Annotated in this window: 24 protein-coding genes; 8 read left to right on the top strand and 16 right to left on the bottom strand. The window is 57.3% G+C overall.

The genetic code is table 11. The features are described 5' to 3' along the window. Positions 1–8: 8 nt before the first annotated feature. From tdh to Q1B46_RS09575, 3 genes are all read left to right on the top strand, one after another. A complete protein-coding gene (gene tdh, locus Q1B46_RS09565; RefSeq protein WP_299947564.1) occupies positions 9–1037 on the top strand; it encodes an L-threonine 3-dehydrogenase in 1029 nt (342 codons plus the stop codon). A 63-nt stretch (positions 1038–1100) separates the two neighbouring features. Next, positions 1101–1982 (top strand): tryptophan 2,3-dioxygenase family protein, encoded by an 882-nt coding sequence (locus Q1B46_RS09570; protein ID WP_299947381.1) that lies wholly within the window; start codon positions 1101–1103, stop codon positions 1980–1982. A gap of 3 nt (positions 1983–1985) precedes the next feature. Beyond that, on the top strand, positions 1986–2813 hold the full coding sequence (locus tag Q1B46_RS09575) for an alpha/beta hydrolase (protein WP_299947382.1): 828 nt from the start codon (positions 1986–1988) through the stop codon (positions 2811–2813). A 71-nt stretch (positions 2814–2884) separates the two neighbouring features. Here Q1B46_RS09575 and infB read toward each other — a convergent pair whose 3' ends face one another. The 6 genes from infB to pip form a co-directional block, all read right to left on the bottom strand. Next, on the bottom strand, positions 2885–5353 hold the full coding sequence (gene infB / locus Q1B46_RS09580; protein ID WP_299662523.1) for a translation initiation factor IF-2: 2469 nt from the start codon (positions 5351–5353) through the stop codon (positions 2885–2887). Positions 5354–5361: 8 nt separating this feature from the next. Beyond that, on the bottom strand, positions 5362–5985 hold the full coding sequence (locus Q1B46_RS09585; protein WP_299947385.1) for an RNA-binding protein: 624 nt from the start codon (positions 5983–5985) through the stop codon (positions 5362–5364). A gap of 22 nt (positions 5986–6007) precedes the next feature. Then, positions 6008–7621, bottom strand: a complete 1614-nt coding sequence (gene nusA / locus Q1B46_RS09590) for a transcription termination factor NusA (RefSeq protein ID WP_299947387.1) — start codon at positions 7619–7621, stop codon at positions 6008–6010. Further along, entirely contained in the window at positions 7621–8211 is a 591-nt protein-coding gene (gene rimP / locus Q1B46_RS09595) for a ribosome maturation factor RimP (protein WP_299947389.1), read from the bottom strand. The genes nusA and rimP overlap by 1 nt, the downstream gene beginning before the upstream one ends. Positions 8212–8370: 159 nt before the next feature. Further along, positions 8371–9192, bottom strand: coding sequence for an ABC transporter substrate-binding protein (locus tag Q1B46_RS09600; protein WP_299947391.1), 822 nt, complete (start codon positions 9190–9192; stop codon positions 8371–8373). Next, positions 9189–10166 (bottom strand): prolyl aminopeptidase, encoded by a 978-nt coding sequence (gene pip, locus Q1B46_RS09605; RefSeq protein WP_299947393.1) that lies wholly within the window; start codon positions 10164–10166, stop codon positions 9189–9191. Before pip ends, Q1B46_RS09600 begins: the two co-directional genes overlap by 4 nt. 48 nt (positions 10167–10214) lie before the next feature. Here pip and ubiG point away from each other — a divergent pair, with 48 nt between their 5' ends. Next, complete coding sequence (gene ubiG / locus Q1B46_RS09610) at positions 10215–10970, top strand: bifunctional 2-polyprenyl-6-hydroxyphenol methylase/3-demethylubiquinol 3-O-methyltransferase UbiG (protein WP_299947395.1); 756 nt, start codon at positions 10215–10217, stop codon at positions 10968–10970. Positions 10971–10995: 25 nt separating this feature from the next. Further along, a complete protein-coding gene (locus Q1B46_RS09615) occupies positions 10996–11493 on the top strand; it encodes a hypothetical protein (protein WP_299947396.1) in 498 nt (165 codons plus the stop codon). 33 nt (positions 11494–11526) lie between these two features. Here the strand turns inward: Q1B46_RS09615 and Q1B46_RS09620 are convergent, their stop codons facing one another. From Q1B46_RS09620 to Q1B46_RS09635, 4 genes are read right to left on the bottom strand one after another with little or no spacing between them, the layout of a single operon-like run. Next, positions 11527–11967 (bottom strand): MarR family transcriptional regulator, encoded by a 441-nt coding sequence (locus Q1B46_RS09620; protein WP_010442526.1) that lies wholly within the window; start codon positions 11965–11967, stop codon positions 11527–11529. 14 nt (positions 11968–11981) lie between these two features. Beyond that, positions 11982–12812 (bottom strand): carbon-nitrogen hydrolase family protein, encoded by an 831-nt coding sequence (locus Q1B46_RS09625; protein WP_299947399.1) that lies wholly within the window; start codon positions 12810–12812, stop codon positions 11982–11984. Continuing rightward, positions 12812–13069, bottom strand: a complete 258-nt coding sequence (gene grxC / locus Q1B46_RS09630) for a glutaredoxin 3 (RefSeq protein ID WP_299662500.1) — start codon at positions 13067–13069, stop codon at positions 12812–12814. Before grxC ends, Q1B46_RS09625 begins: the two co-directional genes overlap by 1 nt. Positions 13070–13106: 37 nt before the next feature. Then, positions 13107–13871, bottom strand: coding sequence for a ComF family protein (locus Q1B46_RS09635; protein ID WP_299947401.1), 765 nt, complete (start codon positions 13869–13871; stop codon positions 13107–13109). Here Q1B46_RS09635 and Q1B46_RS09640 point away from each other — a divergent pair. Together Q1B46_RS09640 and hemH are read left to right on the top strand one after the other, a co-directional pair. Then, positions 13852–14682 carry a methyltransferase domain-containing protein gene (locus Q1B46_RS09640; RefSeq protein ID WP_299947404.1) on the top strand — a complete coding sequence of 277 codons (831 nt, stop codon included), beginning with the start codon at positions 13852–13854 and terminating at the stop codon, positions 14680–14682. The two genes, Q1B46_RS09635 and Q1B46_RS09640, sit on opposite strands and share 20 nt — an antisense overlap. A 55-nt stretch (positions 14683–14737) precedes the next feature. After that, positions 14738–15787 (top strand): ferrochelatase, encoded by a 1050-nt coding sequence (gene hemH / locus Q1B46_RS09645; protein WP_299947406.1) that lies wholly within the window; start codon positions 14738–14740, stop codon positions 15785–15787. A gap of 77 nt (positions 15788–15864) precedes the next feature. Here hemH and Q1B46_RS09650 read toward each other — a convergent pair whose 3' ends face one another. Continuing rightward, positions 15865–16047, bottom strand: coding sequence for a hypothetical protein (locus Q1B46_RS09650; protein WP_010442520.1), 183 nt, complete (start codon positions 16045–16047; stop codon positions 15865–15867). 139 nt (positions 16048–16186) lie between these two features. Beyond that, positions 16187–16786: a L,D-transpeptidase gene (locus Q1B46_RS09655; protein ID WP_299662485.1), complete on the bottom strand. Its 600-nt coding sequence runs from the start codon at positions 16784–16786 to the stop codon at positions 16187–16189. 169 nt (positions 16787–16955) lie between these two features. Between Q1B46_RS09655 and Q1B46_RS09660 the strand changes: the two genes are divergently transcribed. After that, complete coding sequence (locus Q1B46_RS09660; protein ID WP_299662482.1) at positions 16956–17471, top strand: CAP domain-containing protein; 516 nt, start codon at positions 16956–16958, stop codon at positions 17469–17471. Between the two features lie 67 nt (positions 17472–17538). On the opposite strand, the gene Q1B46_RS09665 is transcribed toward Q1B46_RS09660, so the two are convergent. The 4 genes from Q1B46_RS09665 to Q1B46_RS09680 all read right to left on the bottom strand — a co-directional run bounded on the left by Q1B46_RS09665 (position 17539) and on the right by Q1B46_RS09680 (position 20126). Next, positions 17539–18003: a PTS sugar transporter subunit IIA gene (locus Q1B46_RS09665; protein ID WP_299947409.1), complete on the bottom strand. Its 465-nt coding sequence runs from the start codon at positions 18001–18003 to the stop codon at positions 17539–17541. 57 nt (positions 18004–18060) lie between these two features. Next, positions 18061–18624: a ribosome-associated translation inhibitor RaiA gene (raiA, locus tag Q1B46_RS09670; RefSeq protein ID WP_299662476.1), complete on the bottom strand. Its 564-nt coding sequence runs from the start codon at positions 18622–18624 to the stop codon at positions 18061–18063. A gap of 252 nt (positions 18625–18876) precedes the next feature. After that, complete coding sequence (gene lptB, locus Q1B46_RS09675; protein ID WP_299662473.1) at positions 18877–19635, bottom strand: LPS export ABC transporter ATP-binding protein; 759 nt, start codon at positions 19633–19635, stop codon at positions 18877–18879. Continuing rightward, positions 19635–20126, bottom strand: coding sequence for an LptA/OstA family protein (locus tag Q1B46_RS09680; RefSeq protein WP_299662470.1), 492 nt, complete (start codon positions 20124–20126; stop codon positions 19635–19637). The genes lptB and Q1B46_RS09680 overlap by 1 nt, the downstream gene beginning before the upstream one ends.

Here is a 20126-nt window from a genome sequence, read left to right on the forward strand (position 1 = left end):
CGAACACGATGAAAGCGCTTGAAAAGTCCAAGCCCCAGGAAGGGCTTTGGATGGTTCAGGCCCCTGTACCCGAGATTGGCCCGGACGAGGTTCTGATCCGTATCAACAAGACCGGCATCTGCGGCACGGATATCCATATTTGGAACTGGGATGACTGGGCTGCGGCAACGGTACCTGTTCCGATGATCACCGGCCACGAGTTCGCTGGTGAAATCGTCGAGATTGGGCGAAATGTAGCCGGGTTCGAGATCGGACAGCGATGTTCTGGCGAAGGGCATCTGATCGGAACGGACAGCCGCCAGAGCCGTGCAGGCAAGTTCCATCTGGACCCAGGCACGCGCGGCATCGGAGTAAATGAACAAGGGGCGTTTGCGGAATATCTGAAGCTGCCCGCTTTCAACGTCGTTCCGCTGCCGGATGACATCCCGGATGAGATCGGAGCGATCCTCGACCCGCTGGGCAATGCCGTGCACACGGCGCTGAGTTTCGACCTGCTGGGCGAGGATGTCCTGATCACAGGTGCAGGCCCGATCGGCATCATGGCGGCCGCAGTCGCACGCCATGCCGGGGCGAGAAATGTGGTGATAACTGACATCAATGCCGAACGGCTGAAACTGGCAGAACATGTAGCCCCATCGATACGCACGGTGGATGTCACAAAAGAAGAGTTGCCCGATGTCATCACCGAACTGGGGATGAAAGAAGGCTTTGACGTGGGTCTGGAGATGTCGGGCTCGCAGGCCGCTTTGGATCAGATGGTCGAAGCGCTGGTCATGGGCGGCAAGATCGCACTGTTGGGCATCCCGCCCGGTCAGTCCCCCGTCGACTGGAGCCGCATTGTCTTCAAAGCCATCACCATCAAGGGTGTCTACGGCCGAGAAATGTTCGAGACCTGGTACAAGATGATCGCCATGCTGCAGAACGGTTTGGACGTCAGCCGCGTGATCACACATCAGTTTGGCGTTGACGATTTTGCCGAAGGGTTTTCAGCGATGAAATCGGGCCTGTCAGGAAAGGTTGTTCTGGACTGGACCTGATTTGCTGGAAAATTGCAAAACTGGCCTCTAAACAGGGTGCAAGCGACCTACCGGAGGACCAAGATGGGCAGCAAAAAAGATGACCGATTGCTGGAACGTGGGATCGAGGACACTCTGGTCACCGATTTCGCTGAGAAGCATCGCAAGAGCTATGGTGATTTTCTTCAACTGAAAACTCTGCTTAACCTGCAAGAAACTTTTCAGGACCCGGCACAACCTGACGAGATGTTGTTCATCATCATCCATCAGGTCAGTGAATTGTGGCTGAAACTGATGCATCATCAGCTCCTCGAGGTACGTCGCTTCCTGCAGGCAGACGACTTTGGCCCGGCAATGAAAAACCTCGACCGGATCAAGGCGATCCAGCGGCAGTTGATTACGGCGTGGGAAACCCTGTTGACGATGACACCTGCCGACTACATGACCTTTCGGCATGCACTTGGAAACTCATCAGGGTTCCAAAGCTATGGCTATCGACAGATCGAATTCATCTTTGGGAACAAGGATGCCTCGACGCTCAAGGTACACGCTCATGACCCTGAGGTCATGGAAATGCTGAACGCGGCACTCACCAAACCATCGCTGTATGATGAAGTGCTGCATATGCTGGCCCGGCAAGGTTTTGATGTACCACAAGACCTGATCGAACGAGATTACGCCCAGCCTTATTCTGGCGATCCGCGCATTGTCAAAATCTGGGTCGAAGTCTTCCGCAATCCCGAAAAATACTGGGATCTCTATGCGCTGGCTGAAAAGTTGATGGATGTGGAATCCCTGTTCCAGCGCTGGCGGTTCGACCATGCAACAGCCGTGGAACGCGTGATCGGGATGCAGCCTGGCACCGGTGGTTCCAGCGGAGTTGCCTTCTTGCGTAAAGCCCTTGAGCTACGGTTCTTCCACGATCTCTATGATATGCGGACGAAACTGATTTACGCCGAGGACTAAGACATGCTGTATCGCGGCTTTACCCAGATCGAACTTGCGCAGGAATACTCTCCCAGCGCAATGGTCGGTGGTGATATAACACCCTATCTGACCAGTTATGCCACGCTGAGCGCGAAGGCGAGGGCTGAGCTGGAGGTGAAAGAAAACACCGCTTTTGGCGACACTCCGGGGCAGGTTCTGGATTTCTTTCCAGCGTCGCGTCCAAATGCGCCTTTGCATGTCTTCATCCACGGCGGCTACTGGCAGGCGCTCAGTCAGCGTGAATCGGCCCTGATGGCCCCGGCCTTGCATGAAAACGGGTACGCTTTTGCGACGCTGAACTATACGATTGCGCCCGAGGCACGGCTGGGCCAGATGGTCGAAGAATGCCGCAACGCACTTCTTTGGTTAGCGTCTCAGGCCGATACGCTGGGATTCGACCCCTCGCACATCATCCTCTCTGGTCATAGTGCAGGCGCCCATCTGGCAGCGATGGTCATGGCGACGTCATCAGACCTTTTGGCTAAAGCTGGGTTGCGAATCCGCGATGTGATTCTGATCAGCGGTGTCTACGATCTAGAGCCGATCAGCCAAACACCGGTAAATGAACCATTGCAGCTGACGCCGGTTGAAATACATGATCTTTCACCAATCCTTAATCTGCCCCTACCCGGCCCGCGGTATCATGTGACAGTGGCGGAAAGAGATACGGCTGAATTCATCCGCCAGAGCCGCACCTTTGCCGAACTGCTGCGGAAGGCTGGTCACTCAGTCAGCTTTGATTTGCAGCAGGGCATGCATCATTTCGACATCATAATGCATGGATCAACCTTCGTACCGCCCGCACATTGACTGACCTCATTGCAAACGAAAAACAGCGGCTTAGACAAGCCGCTGTTTCCTGTTTTAGTAGGCAAGGATGATCAGTCCAGCGTGCGGGTCACTTCCTCGCGCTCGAAGATTTCGATCACGTCGCCTGCGCGGATATCGTCGTAGTTTTCGAACGCCATACCGCATTCCTGACCCGACTGAACCTCGGCGACCTCGTCCTTGAAGCGCTTGAGTGTCTTCAACGTGCCTTCGTGGATCACCACGTTGTCGCGCAGCAGGCGGACGCCCGCGGAACGACGTGCCACGCCTTCGGTGACCAGACAGCCAGCAACCTTGCCGACACCGGTAACCTTGAAGACTTCGCGAATCTCGGCGTAGCCAATGAACTTCTCGCGGATCTCGGCGCTCAGCAGGCCTGAAGCGGCGGCTTTTACGTCATCCACAAGGTCATAGATTACCGAGTAATAACGGATCTCTACGCCCTTCTGGTTTGCGGTGTTCCGCGCTGACGTATTGGCACGAACGTTAAAGCCCAGGATCGGTGCGCCCGAGGCTTCGGCGAGGCCGACATCCGTTTCGGTGATCGCACCTACGCCCGAGTGCAAGACGCGTACACGCACTTCGTCGTTGCCGATCTTTTCCATCGCCTGAACGATGGCTTCGGCTGAACCTTGTACGTCCGCCTTCATCAGAATCGGAAGCTCGTTTACGTTTTCGTCTTCTTTGGCCTTCTGCATCAGCTGTTCAAGGGTTGTCGCAGCGCCAGCGGCGGCGCGCTTGTCCTTGGCGGCTTGCTCACGATAGGCGGCAATCTCACGCGCCTGCGCTTCGGTCTCGGTCACGTTCAGAACGTCGCCCGCTTCGGGCGTACCGTTCAGGCCAAGAACCTCAACGGGAACCGAGGGTCCGGCTTCCTTGACGCGGTCACCCTTGTCGTTGATCAGAGCACGAACCTTACCGTACTGCTCACCCACAACAAAGATATCACCCTGACGCAGCGTGCCGTTCTGAACCAGAACAGTAGCCACGGGGCCGCGACCCACATCCAGCTGTGCCTCGATCACGGCACCTTGGGCGGCGCGATCAGGGTTGGCTTTCAGCTCCAGAATCTCGGATTGCAGCGCGATGGCTTCCAACAGTTCATCCAGACCTTGACCCGTAATGGCCGAAACCTCGACGTCCTGAACCTCGCCCGACATCTTCTCGACGATAACTTCGTGCTGCAGCAGGTCGGTGCGGACCTTATCGGGGTTCGCATCCGGCTTGTCGACCTTGTTGATCGCCACGATCATTGGCACTTGGGCGGCCTTGGCGTGGTTGATCGCTTCGATCGTCTGCGGCATCACCGCATCGTCGGCGGCGACAACCAGAACTACGATATCCGTGACCTGAGCCCCGCGCGATCGCATCGAGGTAAAGGCCGCGTGGCCCGGTGTGTCCAGGAAGGTCAGCGTGGTGCCGCCATCGGTTTTCACCTGATAGGCGCCGATGTGCTGGGTAATACCCCCGGCTTCGCCAGCGACGACACGCGCGTCGCGGATTGCATCCAGCAGCGAGGTCTTGCCGTGGTCAACGTGACCCATGATGGTGATGACCGGTGGGCGTGACTGCAGTTCGTCATCGTTGTCTTCGACCTCTTTAATGACGTCTTCAACATCCGAATCAGACACGCGGGTGACCTTGTGACCAAATTCTTCGATGATCAATTCGGCGGTATCTGCATCGATGGTCTGGTTCTGTGTGACCATCATGCCCATGTTCATCAACGACTTAACAACGTCAGCCACACGCTCGGCCATACGGTTGGCCAGTTCCGAGACCATGATGGCCTCGGGCAACTGTACGTCGCGGATCACCTTCTCCCGCTCGACCGGACCGCCCATGGCTTTCTGACGCGCACGCTCTTGCTTGCGCTTCATCGCAGCCATCGAGCGATGGCGATTGCCTTCGCCACCGGTGGCCTGACCCAGTGTCAGCTTGCCCGAACGGCGGTTGTCGTCGCGTCCCTTGCCACGGCCACGCTGTTCGCGTTCGCGATCCTGCTTGCGCGGGGCAGCTGCCGGGGCTGGTTTGCTGGCCGGGCTGCGTACGGGTTTGGGTTCTGCTGGCGCAGCGGCAGCACGTTGGGCCGTTTCTTCGGCCTCCTTGCGCTTGCGTTCTTCTTCTTCGGCCTTGGCTTTGGCCCGCTCTTCAGCCTCACGCTGTTCGCGTTCCTTGGCTTCCTGTTCGGCACGGCGGCGTGCGCGTTCTTCTTCACGCGCCTTTTCCTGTGCCTCACGGGCCGCGGCCTCATCGGCCTCACGGGCTTTGGCGGCCTGCAACGCTTTCATGCGGCGCGCCATTTCCGCATCGGAAATGCCCGCCGGACGACGCGAAGGATCACCCGAGGGTGTCGCACCACCACTTGGTTTGGTCGCGCCCGGCTTGGGTACGACCACGCGTTTGCGTTTGGTCTCCACCACGACATTCTTGGTACGTCCGTGGCTGAAACTCTGTTTCACATTTCCGGGGCGCGCCCCGCCACGAAGACCCAATGTCTTTTTGCCGTCACTATCGCTCATTAAGCTTCTTACCCTTCCGCGCGGCCCTTGCCGCCGTCATCCGTTTCGCGCAAGCCACGCAGGCGCTGCGCTTCCTCTACAACACGTTTGGCGAGTCCGCCAGAGGCCAAGGCCGCATGAATCACGGTTTGGCGCCCAAATGCAGCCCCCAACTCGTCAGCGGTCAGCCAACCGATGTATTTTCCGAAGTGCGGCGTGCTGAGTTTCGACTTGCCGCGCCCCGATCCATCTGAGGCCTGAATCAGTACCTGAGCCTCTTCACGGTCCAGCCACGTCTTGACCTTTTCATAGCCCGCGACAGCGTCGCCGGACTTTCGCGCCAGACTGATCAGTTCGATCACCCGTCGCGTCATTTGTTTTTCGACCTCGCCCACCAGATCCTTTGACGCGGTCACCTGCGTCTTGAACCCGCGCGAGAACAACTTCTTGTTCACAGCCTTGTCCAACGCAGCGCGATCCGCCGCCACATAGACCCCGCGCCCCGGCAATTTTGCCGCGATATCGGGAAACACCTGACCGTCCGGCCCCGTCACAAAGCGGATCAAGCCATATTTAGGCTGAACCTCGCCCGTGGCGATGCACTTGCGTTCGGGGCCTTCCGACCGATCCTTATGGACGCCACCGCGACCCATGTGCGCCACCCGAGGCCTGAGATCAGGCCTCGGCCTCCTCTTCAACGGTTTCACCGTCTTCTTCGGCCTGCTCCAGCTCGGCCGGATCAACCCAGCCCAACATGATGCGTGCGGTCATGACCATATCCTGTGCTTCTTCCAGCGTGACGCCGAAGGGCTCCAGAACACCATCGTCCTTGATGCGCTCACCATCGACTGTCGTCCAGCCACCGGCCAATTCCCAGTCAGCGCAGGTTGCAAAGTCTTCCAGCGTCTTCACATCATCTTTGGCAAGCGCTTCCACCATCTGGGGTGTCAGGCCTTCGAATTCAATAAGACTGTCCTCAACGCCCAGAGCCCGCGCAGCATCCAGCGCTGCCTTGGCCTGTGCTTCCAGGAACTCGCGGGCACGGGTCTGCAGTTCCTGCGCAGTACCTTCGTCTACACCATCGATCACCAGCAGCTCGTCAATCTCGACATAGGCCACCTCTTCGAGGTTGGTGAACCCTTCAGAGACCAGCAACTGGGCAAAGAACTCGTCCAGATCGAGTGTTTCCATGAACAGATTGGTCCGGGCTTCGAATTCCTTCTGACGGCGGGCCGATTCTTCGGCTTCGGTCATGATATCGATGTCCAGATTGGTCAACTGGCTGGCCAGTCGCACGTTCTGACCACGGCGACCGATTGCAAGGCTCAGTTGTTCCTCGGGCACCACGACTTCGATCTTGCCAGCTTCTTCGTCCAGAACGACCTTGGAAACCTCAGCGGGCTGCAGCGCATTCACCAGGAAGGTCGGCTGATCTTCGTTCCACGGGATGATGTCGATCTTTTCACCCTGAAGTTCGTTCACAACGGCCTGCACGCGGCTGCCGCGCATACCAACGCAGGCACCGACGGGATCGATGGACCCATCATAGGAGATCACAGCAATCTTGGCGCGCGAACCGGGGTCGCGGGCGACGGCCTTAACTTCAATAATGCCATCGTAGATTTCCGGCACTTCCATCTTGAACAGCTCAGCCATGAATTCCGGCGCGGTGCGCGACAGGAATATCTGGTGGCCACGAACCTCTCGGCGAACTTCCTTGATGTATGCGCGCACACGATCATTCGGGCGATAGCTTTCGCGGCCGATCTTGTCGTTGCGGCGCAGAACGGCCTCGGCACCGCCCAGATCGACGATGACATTGCCAAATTCTTCGCGCTTGACCGCACCGTTAATGATGGTACCGGCACGATCCTTGAAGTCTTCGTACTGGCGATCACGCTCGGCTTCGCGGACCTTTTGCAGGATCACCTGCTTGGCCGACTGCGCAGCGATCCGGCCCATTTCAACCGGCGGCACTTCTTCGACATAAACGTTACCGACTTCGGGCGCTTCCAAGTATTGCTTGGCCTGCTCAACGGTCATTTCCGCCTGATAATTCTCAAGCTCTTCATCCTCAACCACAGTACGAACGCGCGTGAAGGTCGCCTTGCCGGTCTTGCGGTCAATGCTGACGCGGATGTCCATCTCGGCGCCGTAGCGGCTCTTGGCGGCACGGGCGAGCGATTCCTCCATCGCTTCGACAACCAGACCGGGGTCGATCATCTTTTCGCGGGCCACGGCCTCGGCGGTCTGCAGCAGCTCCAGCTGGTTGGCTGAGGTGATTGCCATCAGTTCGTCTCCTCTTCGGACCCTTCGGTCTCAATCTCGTCGAAAGCGTTTTCGTTCAGGGCACCGGCGTCTTTGCGCTGGCGCAGCATTTCCTTGATCAGTTCATCGGTCAGGACCAGCTTGGCGTCGCTCAGCCAGTCAAATTGCAGACCGATTGTGATCGTCTCATCTCCCTCGGGGATGTTGATCAGAACTTCATCCCCCTCAATCCCGGCCAGTTCGCCCTTGAACCGACGGCGACCATCGATCAATTCGGCGGTCTCGATCTTGGCCTCATAGCCCTCGAACATCTCAAAATCCTTGAGACGGGTCAGCGGGCGGTCGATCCCGGGGCTGGACACTTCCAGCGCGTAGGCATCAAGGATCGGGTCCTCGACATCCAGCGTGGCGCTGACTGCATTGGAAATCTCGGCGCAATCGTCCACTTCGATTCCACCGTCAGGCTTGTCGGCCATGATCTGCAGTGTGGTCATCTTGCCGCTCATCAGGCGAATGCGCACAAGTTCATACCCCAGGTCCTCGATCACGGGGGTGATGATCTCGGCCAGTCGCCGGTCGATGGCAGCTTTTGCTATCAGGTCGTTTGTCATCAGGTTCTCTACCCTTCAATCGGGCACAAAAAAACGGGCGCGCGGCCCGTCGAAATTTCCGGTGGAGCCTCGGACCAGAAGTCCAACGCGCCGCTGTTGCAAATGCATATACGCAGGAGTTTCCGAGTCTGCAACCCCCAGCGAAATTCGTGAACGGATTTACGCCAGCCACCACCGTTCGGCGATGCGGCCATCATCAAGCGGATGGCCCGCACCGATCTGTCGTGGCATCCCCACATGGGGGGCTACGGCCAGTGCCATATCTGCTTCATCCGGGTGAAAACGTAGCCTGCGATGGCCCTTCAGTTCACCACGCGCTGGCAGGGCCGCGATGTCCACATAGCCATCACGCAGCGCCTCGGCGCGCACACGAGCGTCGGGAATCACAATGATTTCCACCGCATCAGCCCAACCTGCGGAACCGGTCTTGTAATGGCCAGCAACCTTGCGCCCCAGAAAATGGCGCCCATCCTCGGCCCGCTCAACTTGAAAACACCCGGTGCCATTGGCCGTGTGCAAAGGTGTCACATCCTGCCCTTCGCGCGTAATAACAAACCGATTATCTGCCAACACGAAAGGGAGCCCCGGATCGGCCTCGGCCAATTCCAATTGAACCGTGTCGGGTGACAAGGCCTCGGCCCGTCCCAACCCGTTCAGAACTGCCACCACATCGGCAACATCCAGTGTCGCGCCATCGTGGAAGCGCACATCGCAGCGCAAAACAAACCGCCAGACACGGGCTTCTGCATCGGTTTGCCAGCCTGTCGCCAGCTCTCCGCGCAAGGTGCCGTCGGGCGCGATTTCGGTTAGGGTATCGAACACAGCGCCGCGGGCCACCTGCTCAAGACTGTTATCCCGTGGCACTGCCAGCCTTAGCGTTCCACCCGATTTCGGCGTGTCCGCCAATGAGGCCCCCGTCGCCGCCAGCAGCGCGGCAGCAGCACCCGAGGCGAATAACGCACGGCGGTCGATCCGCGTCATGATACCCCCTCGGCCACGAGGTCCATGATACGGACCAACTCGGCACTAATTCCGGGTTCTGACAACGCGTGGCCCGCGTGACGGACCATCTTCAACTCGGCATTGGGCCAGCGTTCGGCAAGGCTCCACGCCGCGTGGGGTGGGCAAATCATGTCATAGCGCCCCTGAACGATATGCCCGGGGATATGCGCGATTCGGTCCATTTGATCCAGAATTTGCCCGTCCTTCTCAAGGAAGGCTTTATTGATGAAATAGTGATTCTCAAGTCGCGCAAAAGTGCGCGCATATTCACCCGGACTTTCACCGACCGAGCCGTTGGTATGGATCGAGGCCAGCGCGTTCTCCCAATGGGACCAGGCACGCGCGTACAGAATCTCGGTCGCGCGATCACCAGAGAAAAGGCGTTTGTTATAGGCCGCAATTGGATCTTGGAGATCGGCCTCAGGCAGCAAAGAGGTGAATTTCGCCCATTGCTCAGGCCAGAAACGCCCGGCGCCGCCGCCATAGAACCAGTCCAGCTCGGCCTGCGTTGCCAGAAACACGCCGCGCAGCACCAGACGGTTGACCCGATCCGGATGCGTCTGTGCGTAGATCAACGCCAGAGTCGCCCCCCAGCTGCCACCAAACGCAATCCAATCCTCAATCTCGAACAATTCGCGCAGCCGTTCGATATCGGCCACTAAATGCCATGTTGTGTTCCCGTCAACCGACGCCGTGGGCCGCGACCGGCCACATCCCCGCTGATCGAACAGAATCATTCGATACGCGGTAGGATCGAAATACCGCCGCATTGCCGGGCTGCATCCACCGCCGGGACCCCCGTGCAGAATCACCACGGGAATGCCATCGGGATTGCCGCATTGCTCCACATAGATACGGTGCCCATCGCCCATATCGACCATGCGCTGATCAAAAGGATCGATCGGCGGGTACAGATATTGAACTGCGCGCTTTTGGTCCGGGTACTTGTCCATTATGGCCCTATATAGTCCTTAAGCGTAAAAGAGCACACGGAGACAGGAATGCAAGCGCATCCGAACACGGTTGACCCGTCCGAGATCGCAAAATTTGAGGCGATGGCGGCGGAATGGTGGGATCCCCATGGGAAATTCAAACCCCTGCACTTGCTGAATCCGTGCCGTTTGGATTATATCACACAGCAGATTGCGGGCGAATTTGACCGTGATCTGAAGGTTCCGCGCCCATTCGAAGGCCTGCGCCTGCTGGATATCGGCTGTGGTGGAGGGTTGCTAAGCGAACCGATGGCGCGCCTTGGCGCTGAGGTTGTTGGGGCAGACGCCGCCGAGGGCAACCTGCCTGTCGCCCGCATCCATGCTGAACAATCGGGGTTGGAAATCGACTATCGCCACACCACAGCCGAGGCCATGGCTGCCGCAGGCGAACAGTTCGACGTGGTTTTAAACATGGAAGTGGTCGAACATGTTGCCGACCCGCTCAGCTTTCTGACCGCCACCCAGCAATTGCTGAAACCCGGCGGGCTAGAGGTTTGTTCGACCCTCAACCGAAACCCGAAATCCTATGCCATGGCGATTTTCGGGGCCGAGGTCGTCATGCGCTGGCTGCCGCGCGGCACGCATGAATGGAACAAGTTCATCACCCCCGATGAGCTGTTCGACCTGCTGCGTCAGGCCGGTCTGGACCCGGTGGACCGCAAAGGGTTTGTATTCAATCCGATCCTGTGGAGCTGGTCGATCTCGGACCGGGATCTGAGCGTGAACTATGTGACCGCGAGTGTGAAGTCGGGACCCAGCCAGTAGCGCAATTCTGTAAAAGGAAAACCTATTGATGTGGGGCAAAAGGTTTTTTGATGTTCCAGTCTATCGCTTAGCGAGAGATAGGTATCAGCACCAACTGAGCTCCAAAATTGACCGCGATATGGAGATCTTTGCTGGATCAGACATTCCCGAAGACATCCTTTCGCGAAACCGCAAAATGCGAGTCGAACATCAACGGCTGAAGTACGGAACGTGGGATTTCAACGAAATCGTCGGCTACATCCGACTTTATTTTCGCGGATCTCAAGTTCTAGGCGAGTATTTTAGCGCGGAAAAGAAACGTACGGTTCTAACCAGACGCAAGGTCTTCCTGTACGAGACCTACAAACTCGCTACTGAAGGCAGTATCCCTGCGAACGCTACGAACGAAGAAATCTTCAACTGCATCATAGAGTACACCCAGCGCTGCGAAAAAGAGCTTACAAGAGGCAGATTTGTTGAGACAGCTTTCTTGGAGCAGCTTGGACCTCACGTCGATTGGGACGCATTGCGAAGAGAAGATTGAACTTGTTCGCAACTCTAATGTGAGTCGGGACCCCTACTCGCCCTCCAACTGCAACCGCAAATCCCTCAACACCGGCAACGTACTGCGGACCCGCTCCAGCCCCAGTTCTCCGACCACGCGGTTGATCAGCGGGGCAATCGAGGAAATCGCCTGATCCCGCGCGCGGCGTCCGGCGGGGCTGATCGCAACCATCTTGCGGCGGGCGTCGTCCCAGTCGGGGCGGATGTGGATGTATCCGGCCCATTCCAGCTTGGCCAATGTGTTGGTCATTGCGCCTCGGGTCACGTGGAACGTGTTGGCCAGTTGCGCCGGGCTGCGCTCATCCCCGACAAAAACCAGATGATTTAGCACCGAGAAATGCGAGATTTCCATGCCCTTGGGCAGCACCCGGCTTAGCCGGTTGCGCAATAGCTGGTCCGCGGTCAGGATTTCGCTGAACAGCGTGACCGCCAGGGCATTTTTCTCGTCAGTCATGGTCCGGTTCTGGATCAGGGTCCGTCGAAGCGACGGATATGTGTCAACGAGGGCACCTTGTGGCGCGCCTCGGACACAGAACTATCATGCATCTCGAAAATGTGAATGCCTGGATCGGTGCCTGCGTCGATCAGCACCTCTCCCCACGGGGCCACAACCATGCTGTGACCATAAGTATAACGCGTTCTACCGAGCGTCTTGGGGTGTTCTCCGGTCTGCGCCGGGGCAATCACCCAGCAGCCGTTTTCAATGGCCCGGGCGCGCAGCAGCGATTCCCAATGTGCCGCACCTGTAACCGGTGAAAACGCGGCAGGAACGGTCAAAATCCGCGCCCCAGCCTGCGCCAGCGCGGTATAGAGATGCGGGAAACGGATATCATAGCAGATCGACAGGCCGACCTTGCCGAAGTCGGTCTCGGCAATCACGGCTTTCTCACCGGAGCGATAGTTCTTTGATTCGCGGAACGTTTCCGTTTCAGTGACCTGCACGTCGAACATGTGTATCTTGTCGTACCGCGCCACGATCTGACCCTTTGGGTCGATCATGAATGAGCGGTTGGCAAAACGGCCATCGGTGTTATGAGTCTTGATCGCCAGTGATCCAATCAGCAGCCAGACACCCAGTGCAGCGGCCTGCGCGCGCAAGCCAGCCAGGGTTATGTCATCTTCTTCATGTTTCAAAACTTCGCGTTGCCGCGTGGTGCTGGTCGAGACACAGTTCGTCACCTCGGGCGTCAGGATAAAGCGCGCACCATCAGCAGCAGCTTCGGCCATCATCGCACGCACCATGTCCAGATTTTCGGTCGGATCATCCGACGCGGTGATCTGCAGCAGCGCGGTTTTCATCACGCCGCGAGCAGGCGATCCAGCTTGCCCTGACGCTCAAGCTCGTACAGTTCGTCACAGCCGCCCACATGGGTCTGACCGATGAAGATCTGTGGCACTGTGCGTTTGCCGCCCGCCCGCTGGATCATCTCGGGTTTGCGTTTGGGGTGCACCAGAACATCAACTTCTGAAAACTTGACGCCTTTTTGTTTCAGCAACCGCTTCGCCGCGTGACAAAACCCACAGAGCGGCGAGGTATAGATTTCAACCGATTTCATTCTTCGTCCTTTTGGAATTCGCGCAATCTTCCGCGAATTAGGCATCCTTGGCAACGCGCGCCAGTACCAACACGGAAATATGATTTGCCCCTGACGCGCGACAGACACGCGCGCAAGCCTCAAGCGTCGCGCCCGAGGTCATGACATCATCCACAAGTAGAATGTCGCGCCCCTGCATCAGGTGCACATGTTTTCGATGCGTTGTTATGGCACCGGCAAGCGCAGCGGAACGCTCAACCGCTGTTTTTCCGTCCAGAACAGGGGTTCGCACCGTGCGCCTCAAAAGATCCGGGCATACGGGCAAACCCGTTTCCCGGCCCAAATGATACGCCAGCAATGCCGACTGGTTATAGCGCCGCCGGATCAGCCGGGACCAATGCAGGGGAACCGGCGCGATCAACATGTTCGGGCGTAAAATCTCTGAACCGGCTTGGGCCATCCAGCGCGCGGCGGGGCGCGCCAGTTCCGGCCGATCCCCATGTTTCAACGCAAGTATCAGCGCTTTGGCACCCCCCTTATAGCGCAGTGCAGCCCGACCATCATGCCACGCGCGCGGGATTCTCAGGCAATCATCACATTCGATCCGGTACCCGTCCTGCGCACCGGGAACCGGCATGCCGCAGCTTTCGCAAACTGTGCCGCCGATAAACGGTGTATCGCGCCAGCACGGGCCACACAGGCCAAAGTCTGATTCGGTCAGTGCACCGCAGGAAAGACAGCGGGGGGGATAGATCATCTCGACAGCGGTTTGAATCCCCTGACGAATGCGATACTTGCGGCTTATGAAACTGCCGTCCGCCACTGCACCCTCTCTGTTTGACCGCGCTGTGATCGCACTTCACCGCAATCGCGTGCGGGACGACGCGCTTTTCCTGCACCGCGCCGCGGTTGACGAAGTGCAGGATCGTCTGTCCATGGTTAACAAATCATTTAAGGCACCCGCCGTCGTGACCCCGTTCCCTCACATATGGGAGGGTTTATGGCCCGAGGTCCGGATCATCAGGGATGATGAGGTCCTGAATCTGACACCAGGCGCGCATGACCTGGTTATCCATGCGATGGCGCTGCATTGGGCCAACGATCCGGTTGGCCAGTTGATCCAATGTCACCGTGCCCTGAAACCCGATGGCTTGCTGCTGAGCGTTTGTCTTGGGGGGGACACCCTACAGGAATTGCGCGCGGCATTGGGTCAGGCCGAGATCGAAGTTTCGGGCGGGCTCAGCCCACGTGTTGCACCGATGGCCGAACTCCGTGATTTGGGTGGGCTGTTGCAAAGGGCCGGGCTCGCCCTGCCTGTTGCCGACAAGGCAACACTGACCGCCGAATACCGCGACCTGACACATCTGGTACATGATTTGCGTGCGATGGGGGAAACCAACGCGCTGACCAACCGCCTGAAACAACCGACCCGCCGCGCGGTCTTCGACAAGGCACAAGATATCTACGCCACACATTTCAAAACACCCCACGGCCACCTGACTGCAACATTTGAGCTGATCTGCCTGACAGGATGGGCCCCCGATGACAGCCAACCCAAACCTTTGCGTCCGGGGTCGGCTCAAATGCGCCTTGCCGAAGCGCTGGGCACGGATGAGGGCAAACTGCCCGATTGACGACCCGTCTTTTCCCTTTATCTCAGGCCAGACACCATAACTGAGGAAGCTTTACATGTTTGATGCCACGCGTCCCGCCCATGCACCCGCAGACCATCCCAAGGTCAAAACGGGCCGTGTCGGTATCCTGCTGGCCAATCTTGGGACACCGGACAGCTATACCTATTGGCCCATGCGGCGCTATCTGAATGAGTTCCTGTCAGACAAGCGGGTGATCGACTATCCGGCATGGAAGTGGCAGCCGATTCTGCAGGGAATCATTCTGACCAAACGCCCCTTCAGTTCGGGCGAGGCGTATAAATCGATCTGGAATCACGACAAGGGTGAAAGCCCCCTGATGACGATCACCAAGGATCAAACCGCAAAGTTGCGCGCAGCCTTGCAGGATCGGTATGGCGATCAAGTGATGGTCGATTTCTGCATGCGCTATGGCAACCCGTCGACCCCGTCGAAAGTGCGCGAAATGGTGGCAGAGGGCTGCGACCGGATCTTGTTTTTCCCGCTCTACCCGCAATATGCCGGGGCCACGACCGCCACGGCGAACGATCAATTTTTTCGTGCTTTGATGAAAGAAACCTGGCAACCATCCAGCCGTACAGTACCTGCCTATTTCGACGAACCCGCTTATATCGACGCGTTAGCAAGTTCGGTCGAGCGTGCTTATGCGGCGATGGAAACAAAGCCGGATGTCCTTGTCTGCTCGTATCACGGAATGCCGGAACGCTATCTGCAGCAGGGTGACCCCTATCATTGCCAGTGCGTCAAGACCTCAAGACTTCTGAAAGAGCGTTTGGGTTGGTCGGATGATCAGCTCGTATCGACTTTTCAATCGCGTTTTGGACCGGAAGAGTGGTTGAAACCGTATACCGTCGATCATGTGGCTGAGCTGGCGCGCGAAGGCAAAAAGAACATCGCAGTGATCGCGCCTGCGTTCTCGGCCGATTGCATCGAAACTTTGGAAGAGATCAACGAAGAGATTAAGGAAAGTTTCGAAGAGGCGGGCGGAGAATCGTTCACCTATATCCCATGCCTCAACGATGAAGAGTCGCATATTTCGGCACTGAGTAAGGTGATTGAAGACAATCTGCGCGGCTGGCTGGACTGATCCTGCAGGGCAACAAGCATAAAAAAAGGCGGTGGCTTGCACCACCGCCTTCTTAAATTGACTAAAGTCTCGTCGACTTAGCTTGCTGCAACAGCGGCGGCAACAACAACCAGCAGGATCAGCGGCAGGATGATACCCTGCGACGAACCTTGGGTTTCTTCGACAACAACAGGTGCTTCAACAACCGGCTCTTCCAGGTTGCCTGCATATGCGGTCGAAGCAGCAGCAGTCAGTGCAGCAGCGAGAACGAGTTTCTTCATATTAACCTCCAGAATTTGCGCGATTCCCAATAGCGAAACCGCACATCTAAGACTTACCTCGTGAGTTTTTCTAATCAGCTATCCCAATGGATTGCAATTGCAACTTGCTCCACAAGCGGGTTCGTGCGCGAAAATGTCGTCAAATTAGCAACACTTGCGTGCCCACATTGGCCATCGAGAACAGCTCGGCGATGTCTTCGTTGAACAAGCCGATGCAGCCATTCGAAGACCGGCGACCGATTTTGCGCGTATCGTGCGTACCGTGGATGCGATAATACTTCCAGCTCAGATATAAAGCGTGTGTTCCCAAGGGGTTATCAGGGCCGGGCGGAATATAGTCCGGCCATTCGGGATTGCGCTTTTTCATCGAGGGTGTCGGCGACCAACTTGGACCTTCCACTTTACGGATGACACTGGTGCGCCCGCGGCGGGTCAATTCCTCGGTCAATGGCACGGACGAGGGGTAAAGTTTGTACACCGATTGATCATCTGACCAATAATGCAGCGCCCGTGACACGGTATCGACCAGAATGGCCCCGTTTCTGGTGTTCGAGAAATAGGGCTGCCAATCCAGCGCCCTGAAACCGGACACATTGCGACGCACGTCTGGTTCGGGCTCGGGCGCGGGGCGCAGCGGATCACCGGGTGTATACTGGGCAAGCGCAGGCGAGGCCAAGCTGGCGGTGGCACCCGCCAGGAACCCACGGCGCGTCGGGGATAAAATAGGTTTCTTGACCATGCGGGGCGGTCCTTCATTATGTGAAATTGCAAATTCTACGACATTTTATGGCCAGAATGCTTCAGTCGCAAATCAAACCGGCAGAATCACGCAAGGTTGGGTCATTGTACGTTTACTCTGGGCGTACAGGCAGGCTATTTCCGTTGTCGACACTAAATTCAGGCCGATCATGACACGTATTCTTTCTCTTCTGGCGATTTGTTTTGTCGCGCTCGCGGCATGTACCGATTCGGGTACTACAACAATTGGTGCCGATGGCAGACCATTGCCATCCGTCTACAAAATCAGGGGCAACCCTGAAAAGCTGCAATTCCGCATGCTGGATTCAGTTAACGCCCTGCGGCAGGCCTCGGGTCTTCAGCAGGTACAGTTGAACGCGCAGCTGAATGCAGCCGCCGCGACCCACTCGAAAGACATGGCCCGTCAGAATCGGCCATGGCATTTCGGATCGGACGGGTCTTCACCGCTGGATCGGGCATCGCGGGTTGGATATTACGGAACCTTCCTGGGCGAGGCGATCTCGGAAACCTATGAAACCGAAACCGAAACACTGGCCGCATGGATGCAGGAGCCGGGTCCACGCGACGTGATTATGGACCCCAAGGCCACGCAGATGGGCTTTGCTTGGCATCAGGAAAACGGCGGCAAAATCTGGTGGACGCTGGAAATGGGAACCGGCGGCTGAGCAGACGGATCACCGAATTGAAAAAAGCCCCCGAAAATCGGGGGCTTTTTTATTGATCAGATAATTCTCAGGCGGCTTGCATCGATTGGGCTTCGGTCAGAATCGCATGAAGCTTTACCGGGTCGGGATTAGCCCGCAATTTTGCGCAAACAGATTGCTCACGCAATGTACGTGAAACCAATGCCAGGGCCTTGAGGTGTTCAACCCCTGCCTCTTCCGGCGCAAACAGCGAAAACGCCAGATCCACGGGCTGGCGATCGACCGAGCCGAAATCGATGGGCTTTTCCAGCAGAACAAAAACCCCCGAGACCGATTCGAGTTCGGACAGGCGTGCGTGCGGAAGCGCGACACCATGGCCGACACCGGTCGGACCAAGACTTTCCCGCTCGAGCAGGCCTTCAACGATCGCATGCGCATCCAGCCCAAGCGTCGCGGCGCCAACATCGCCAATTTCCTGAAACAAACGCTTTTTACTGGACGCTGCGGACAGTACACGCACCGCTTCGGGCTTCAAAATGCTCGAAAGCTCCATCATTTTGCTCCTGAGCCGTGCCCCCAAGGTTGGGGGCAGGCCACTTATCCTTGCCTGTTACGGATCAATCCAGCCGATATTGCCGTCTTCACGGCGATATACGACATTCAATCCGTCCTTGTTCTCATTCCGGAACACCAGCACGGGTGCACCGGCAAGTTCCATCTGCATAACGGCTTCACCAACACTCAGCGATGGAATCTTGGTCTCCATCTCAGCCACAATCATCGGCTGCAGCGATTCGGGCTCAGCAGCGGTCTCCGATTCATCAGAGGCGAGGATATAAGAGGACGCGCCAAAGAGTTCAACCGGCTCGGACCGATCCTTATGGTGGTCTTTCAGGCGACGCTTATAGCGGCGCAGTTGTGTCTCCATTTTGTCGCAGCAACCTTCGAAGGCCGCATAAATCTCGGTCGCGTGGGCCTTGGCCTGAGCCGTCAGGCCGGTCGACAGATGTACAGTAGTTTCGCATACATATTCATGCGCCGAACGGGAAAAGACGACATTGGCGTCCGTTGGCCGCTGGGCATATTTGCCCACGACCTCGCCCAGTTCGGTCTGCACATGAGTTTGCAAGGCCGCACCGATGTCGATCTGTTTTCCGCTGATTTGGTAACGCATGTGGTCTCCTTCACAATTCACACCCATTCTGACGTCGCATAACGCGACTGACTTATTTTTATCGGGTGGGGGGGATCGGCATTTTCTGTGGTTGCCGTTGGCCCGGCCCTTCAACGAAGGGGGATCGAGATCCAGACTGGAACCGAAGAAATGCCATATGCCAATTGAGCCAATAGGTGAGAGAAGAGTCAATCAAAACAGGTGTGTATATACGTGATTTCCGCCATGCCTCGGGCGCAATTCCGCGCAACCTTATGAAATACGGAAATTTTCGCCCAGATAAACCCGGCGCACGTTTTCGTTTTCAACCACTTCGTCGGGCGTGCCGGACATCAGGACCTGCCCGTCATGCAAGATATAGGCGCGATCCACAATTTCCAGTGTTTCCCGGACGTTGTGATCCGTGATCAACACTCCGATGCCACGCTTTTTCAGATCGGCCACCAGATGCCGGATATCGCCAACACTGATCGGATCAACCCCGGCAAAGGGCTCATCGAGCAGCAGGTATTTCGGATCGGCCGCCAGACAGCGCGCAATCTCGACCCGGCGGCGTTCTCCGCCCGACAGGGCCAGGGCTGGCGCGCGGCGCAAATGTTCGATGGAAAAATCTGACAACAGCTCTTCAAGCCGCTCTTTGCGGCGATGGGCGTGTTTGACCGTGATATCCAGAACCGAAGCGATGTTATCCTCAACACTCATACCGCGGAAAATCGACATTTCCTGCGGCAGATATCCGATGCCCAACCGGGCCCGGCGATACATTGGCAGTGTCGTTACGTTTTGCCCGTCGATCTCGACGGTACCCGCTTCGGGGAAAACCAGCCCTGCGACAGAATAGAAGGTGGTGGTCTTGCCTGATCCGTTCGGTCCCAGCAACGCCACGACCTCAGACCGGTTCAGTTCCATGGACACATCGCGGATGACCGTCTTCTTGCGATAAGATTTCCGCAACTTCTCGATCTTCAGACCCGAGGAACCTTCGGTGATAGACAGTTCGGGACGGTTCATCAGTTGCCACCTTGCTGCAGGATAGTCTTGACGCGCCCGGACATGGTTGCTGTGCCGGAGGTCAGATTTGCGATCATCTGATCGCCGCTGATGATGCTGGGCCCCTGCGTCAGCAGCACATTGCCCTTCATCTCAATCACGCCGGAATCGATGGTGTACTCTGCCCAATCGCCTTCTGCAGCATCGGGGGGGCTTACCAGCACCACGTTTTCCGTCGCTTCCATCCGTTCAATGGCCGAGCGTTCCTGGTTGTAGATGACAAGAACCCGTTCCGCGGTTAGGCGCATCTCACCCTGAATGACGATAACATCGCCGATGAATTCGGCGGATCCATCTTCCTGATTGACGTTCAGTGTCTCGGACGTGACTTCAACTGGCAGTGTCGGATCGGCGTTGACCGAGCCAAACGCCACCTGTGCCTCCTGTGCAGAAACAGGGATGGCCCCGGCTGCTGCGGCAAAACACAAAACGGCGACACGTAAATCGAACAC

The organism is uncultured Ruegeria sp., assembly GCF_947500045.1.
In the GTDB taxonomy this organism is placed as follows: domain Bacteria; phylum Pseudomonadota; class Alphaproteobacteria; order Rhodobacterales; family Rhodobacteraceae; genus Ruegeria.

Excerpts from the sequence above, each read along its gene's own strand:
- nusA (WP_299947387.1), bottom strand. The coding sequence starts at position 7,621 with ATGGCAATCACCTCAGCCAACCAGCTGGAGCTGCTGCAGACCGCCGAG.
- raiA (WP_299662476.1), bottom strand. The coding sequence starts at position 18,624 with ATGCGTTACCAAATCAGCGGAAAACAGATCGACATCGGTGCGGCCTTG.
- ubiG (WP_299947395.1), top strand. The coding sequence starts at position 10,215 with ATGCAAGCGCATCCGAACACGGTTGACCCGTCCGAGATCGCAAAATTT.
- Q1B46_RS09625 (WP_299947399.1), bottom strand. The coding sequence starts at position 12,812 with ATGAAAACCGCGCTGCTGCAGATCACCGCGTCGGATGATCCGACCGAA.
- Q1B46_RS09600 (WP_299947391.1), bottom strand. The coding sequence starts at position 9,192 with ATGACGCGGATCGACCGCCGTGCGTTATTCGCCTCGGGTGCTGCTGCC.
- infB (WP_299662523.1), bottom strand. The coding sequence starts at position 5,353 with ATGAGCGATAGTGACGGCAAAAAGACATTGGGTCTTCGTGGCGGGGCG.
- Q1B46_RS09660 (WP_299662482.1), top strand. The coding sequence starts at position 16,956 with ATGACACGTATTCTTTCTCTTCTGGCGATTTGTTTTGTCGCGCTCGCG.
- rimP (WP_299947389.1), bottom strand. The coding sequence starts at position 8,211 with ATGACAAACGACCTGATAGCAAAAGCTGCCATCGACCGGCGACTGGCC.
- pip (WP_299947393.1), bottom strand. The coding sequence starts at position 10,166 with ATGGACAAGTACCCGGACCAAAAGCGCGCAGTTCAATATCTGTACCCG.
- Q1B46_RS09665 (WP_299947409.1), bottom strand. The coding sequence starts at position 18,003 with ATGGAGCTTTCGAGCATTTTGAAGCCCGAAGCGGTGCGTGTACTGTCC.
- Q1B46_RS09575 (WP_299947382.1), top strand. The coding sequence starts at position 1,986 with ATGCTGTATCGCGGCTTTACCCAGATCGAACTTGCGCAGGAATACTCT.
- Q1B46_RS09640 (WP_299947404.1), top strand. The coding sequence starts at position 13,852 with ATGAAACTGCCGTCCGCCACTGCACCCTCTCTGTTTGACCGCGCTGTG.
- Q1B46_RS09650 (WP_010442520.1), bottom strand. The coding sequence starts at position 16,047 with ATGAAGAAACTCGTTCTCGCTGCTGCACTGACTGCTGCTGCTTCGACC.
- Q1B46_RS09570 (WP_299947381.1), top strand. The coding sequence starts at position 1,101 with ATGGGCAGCAAAAAAGATGACCGATTGCTGGAACGTGGGATCGAGGAC.
- Q1B46_RS09585 (WP_299947385.1), bottom strand. The coding sequence starts at position 5,985 with ATGGGTCGCGGTGGCGTCCATAAGGATCGGTCGGAAGGCCCCGAACGC.
- lptB (WP_299662473.1), bottom strand. The coding sequence starts at position 19,635 with ATGAACCGTCCCGAACTGTCTATCACCGAAGGTTCCTCGGGTCTGAAG.
- hemH (WP_299947406.1), top strand. The coding sequence starts at position 14,738 with ATGTTTGATGCCACGCGTCCCGCCCATGCACCCGCAGACCATCCCAAG.
- tdh (WP_299947564.1), top strand. The coding sequence starts at position 9 with ATGAAAGCGCTTGAAAAGTCCAAGCCCCAGGAAGGGCTTTGGATGGTT.
- grxC (WP_299662500.1), bottom strand. The coding sequence starts at position 13,069 with ATGAAATCGGTTGAAATCTATACCTCGCCGCTCTGTGGGTTTTGTCAC.
- Q1B46_RS09620 (WP_010442526.1), bottom strand. The coding sequence starts at position 11,967 with ATGACTGACGAGAAAAATGCCCTGGCGGTCACGCTGTTCAGCGAAATC.
- Q1B46_RS09655 (WP_299662485.1), bottom strand. The coding sequence starts at position 16,786 with ATGGTCAAGAAACCTATTTTATCCCCGACGCGCCGTGGGTTCCTGGCG.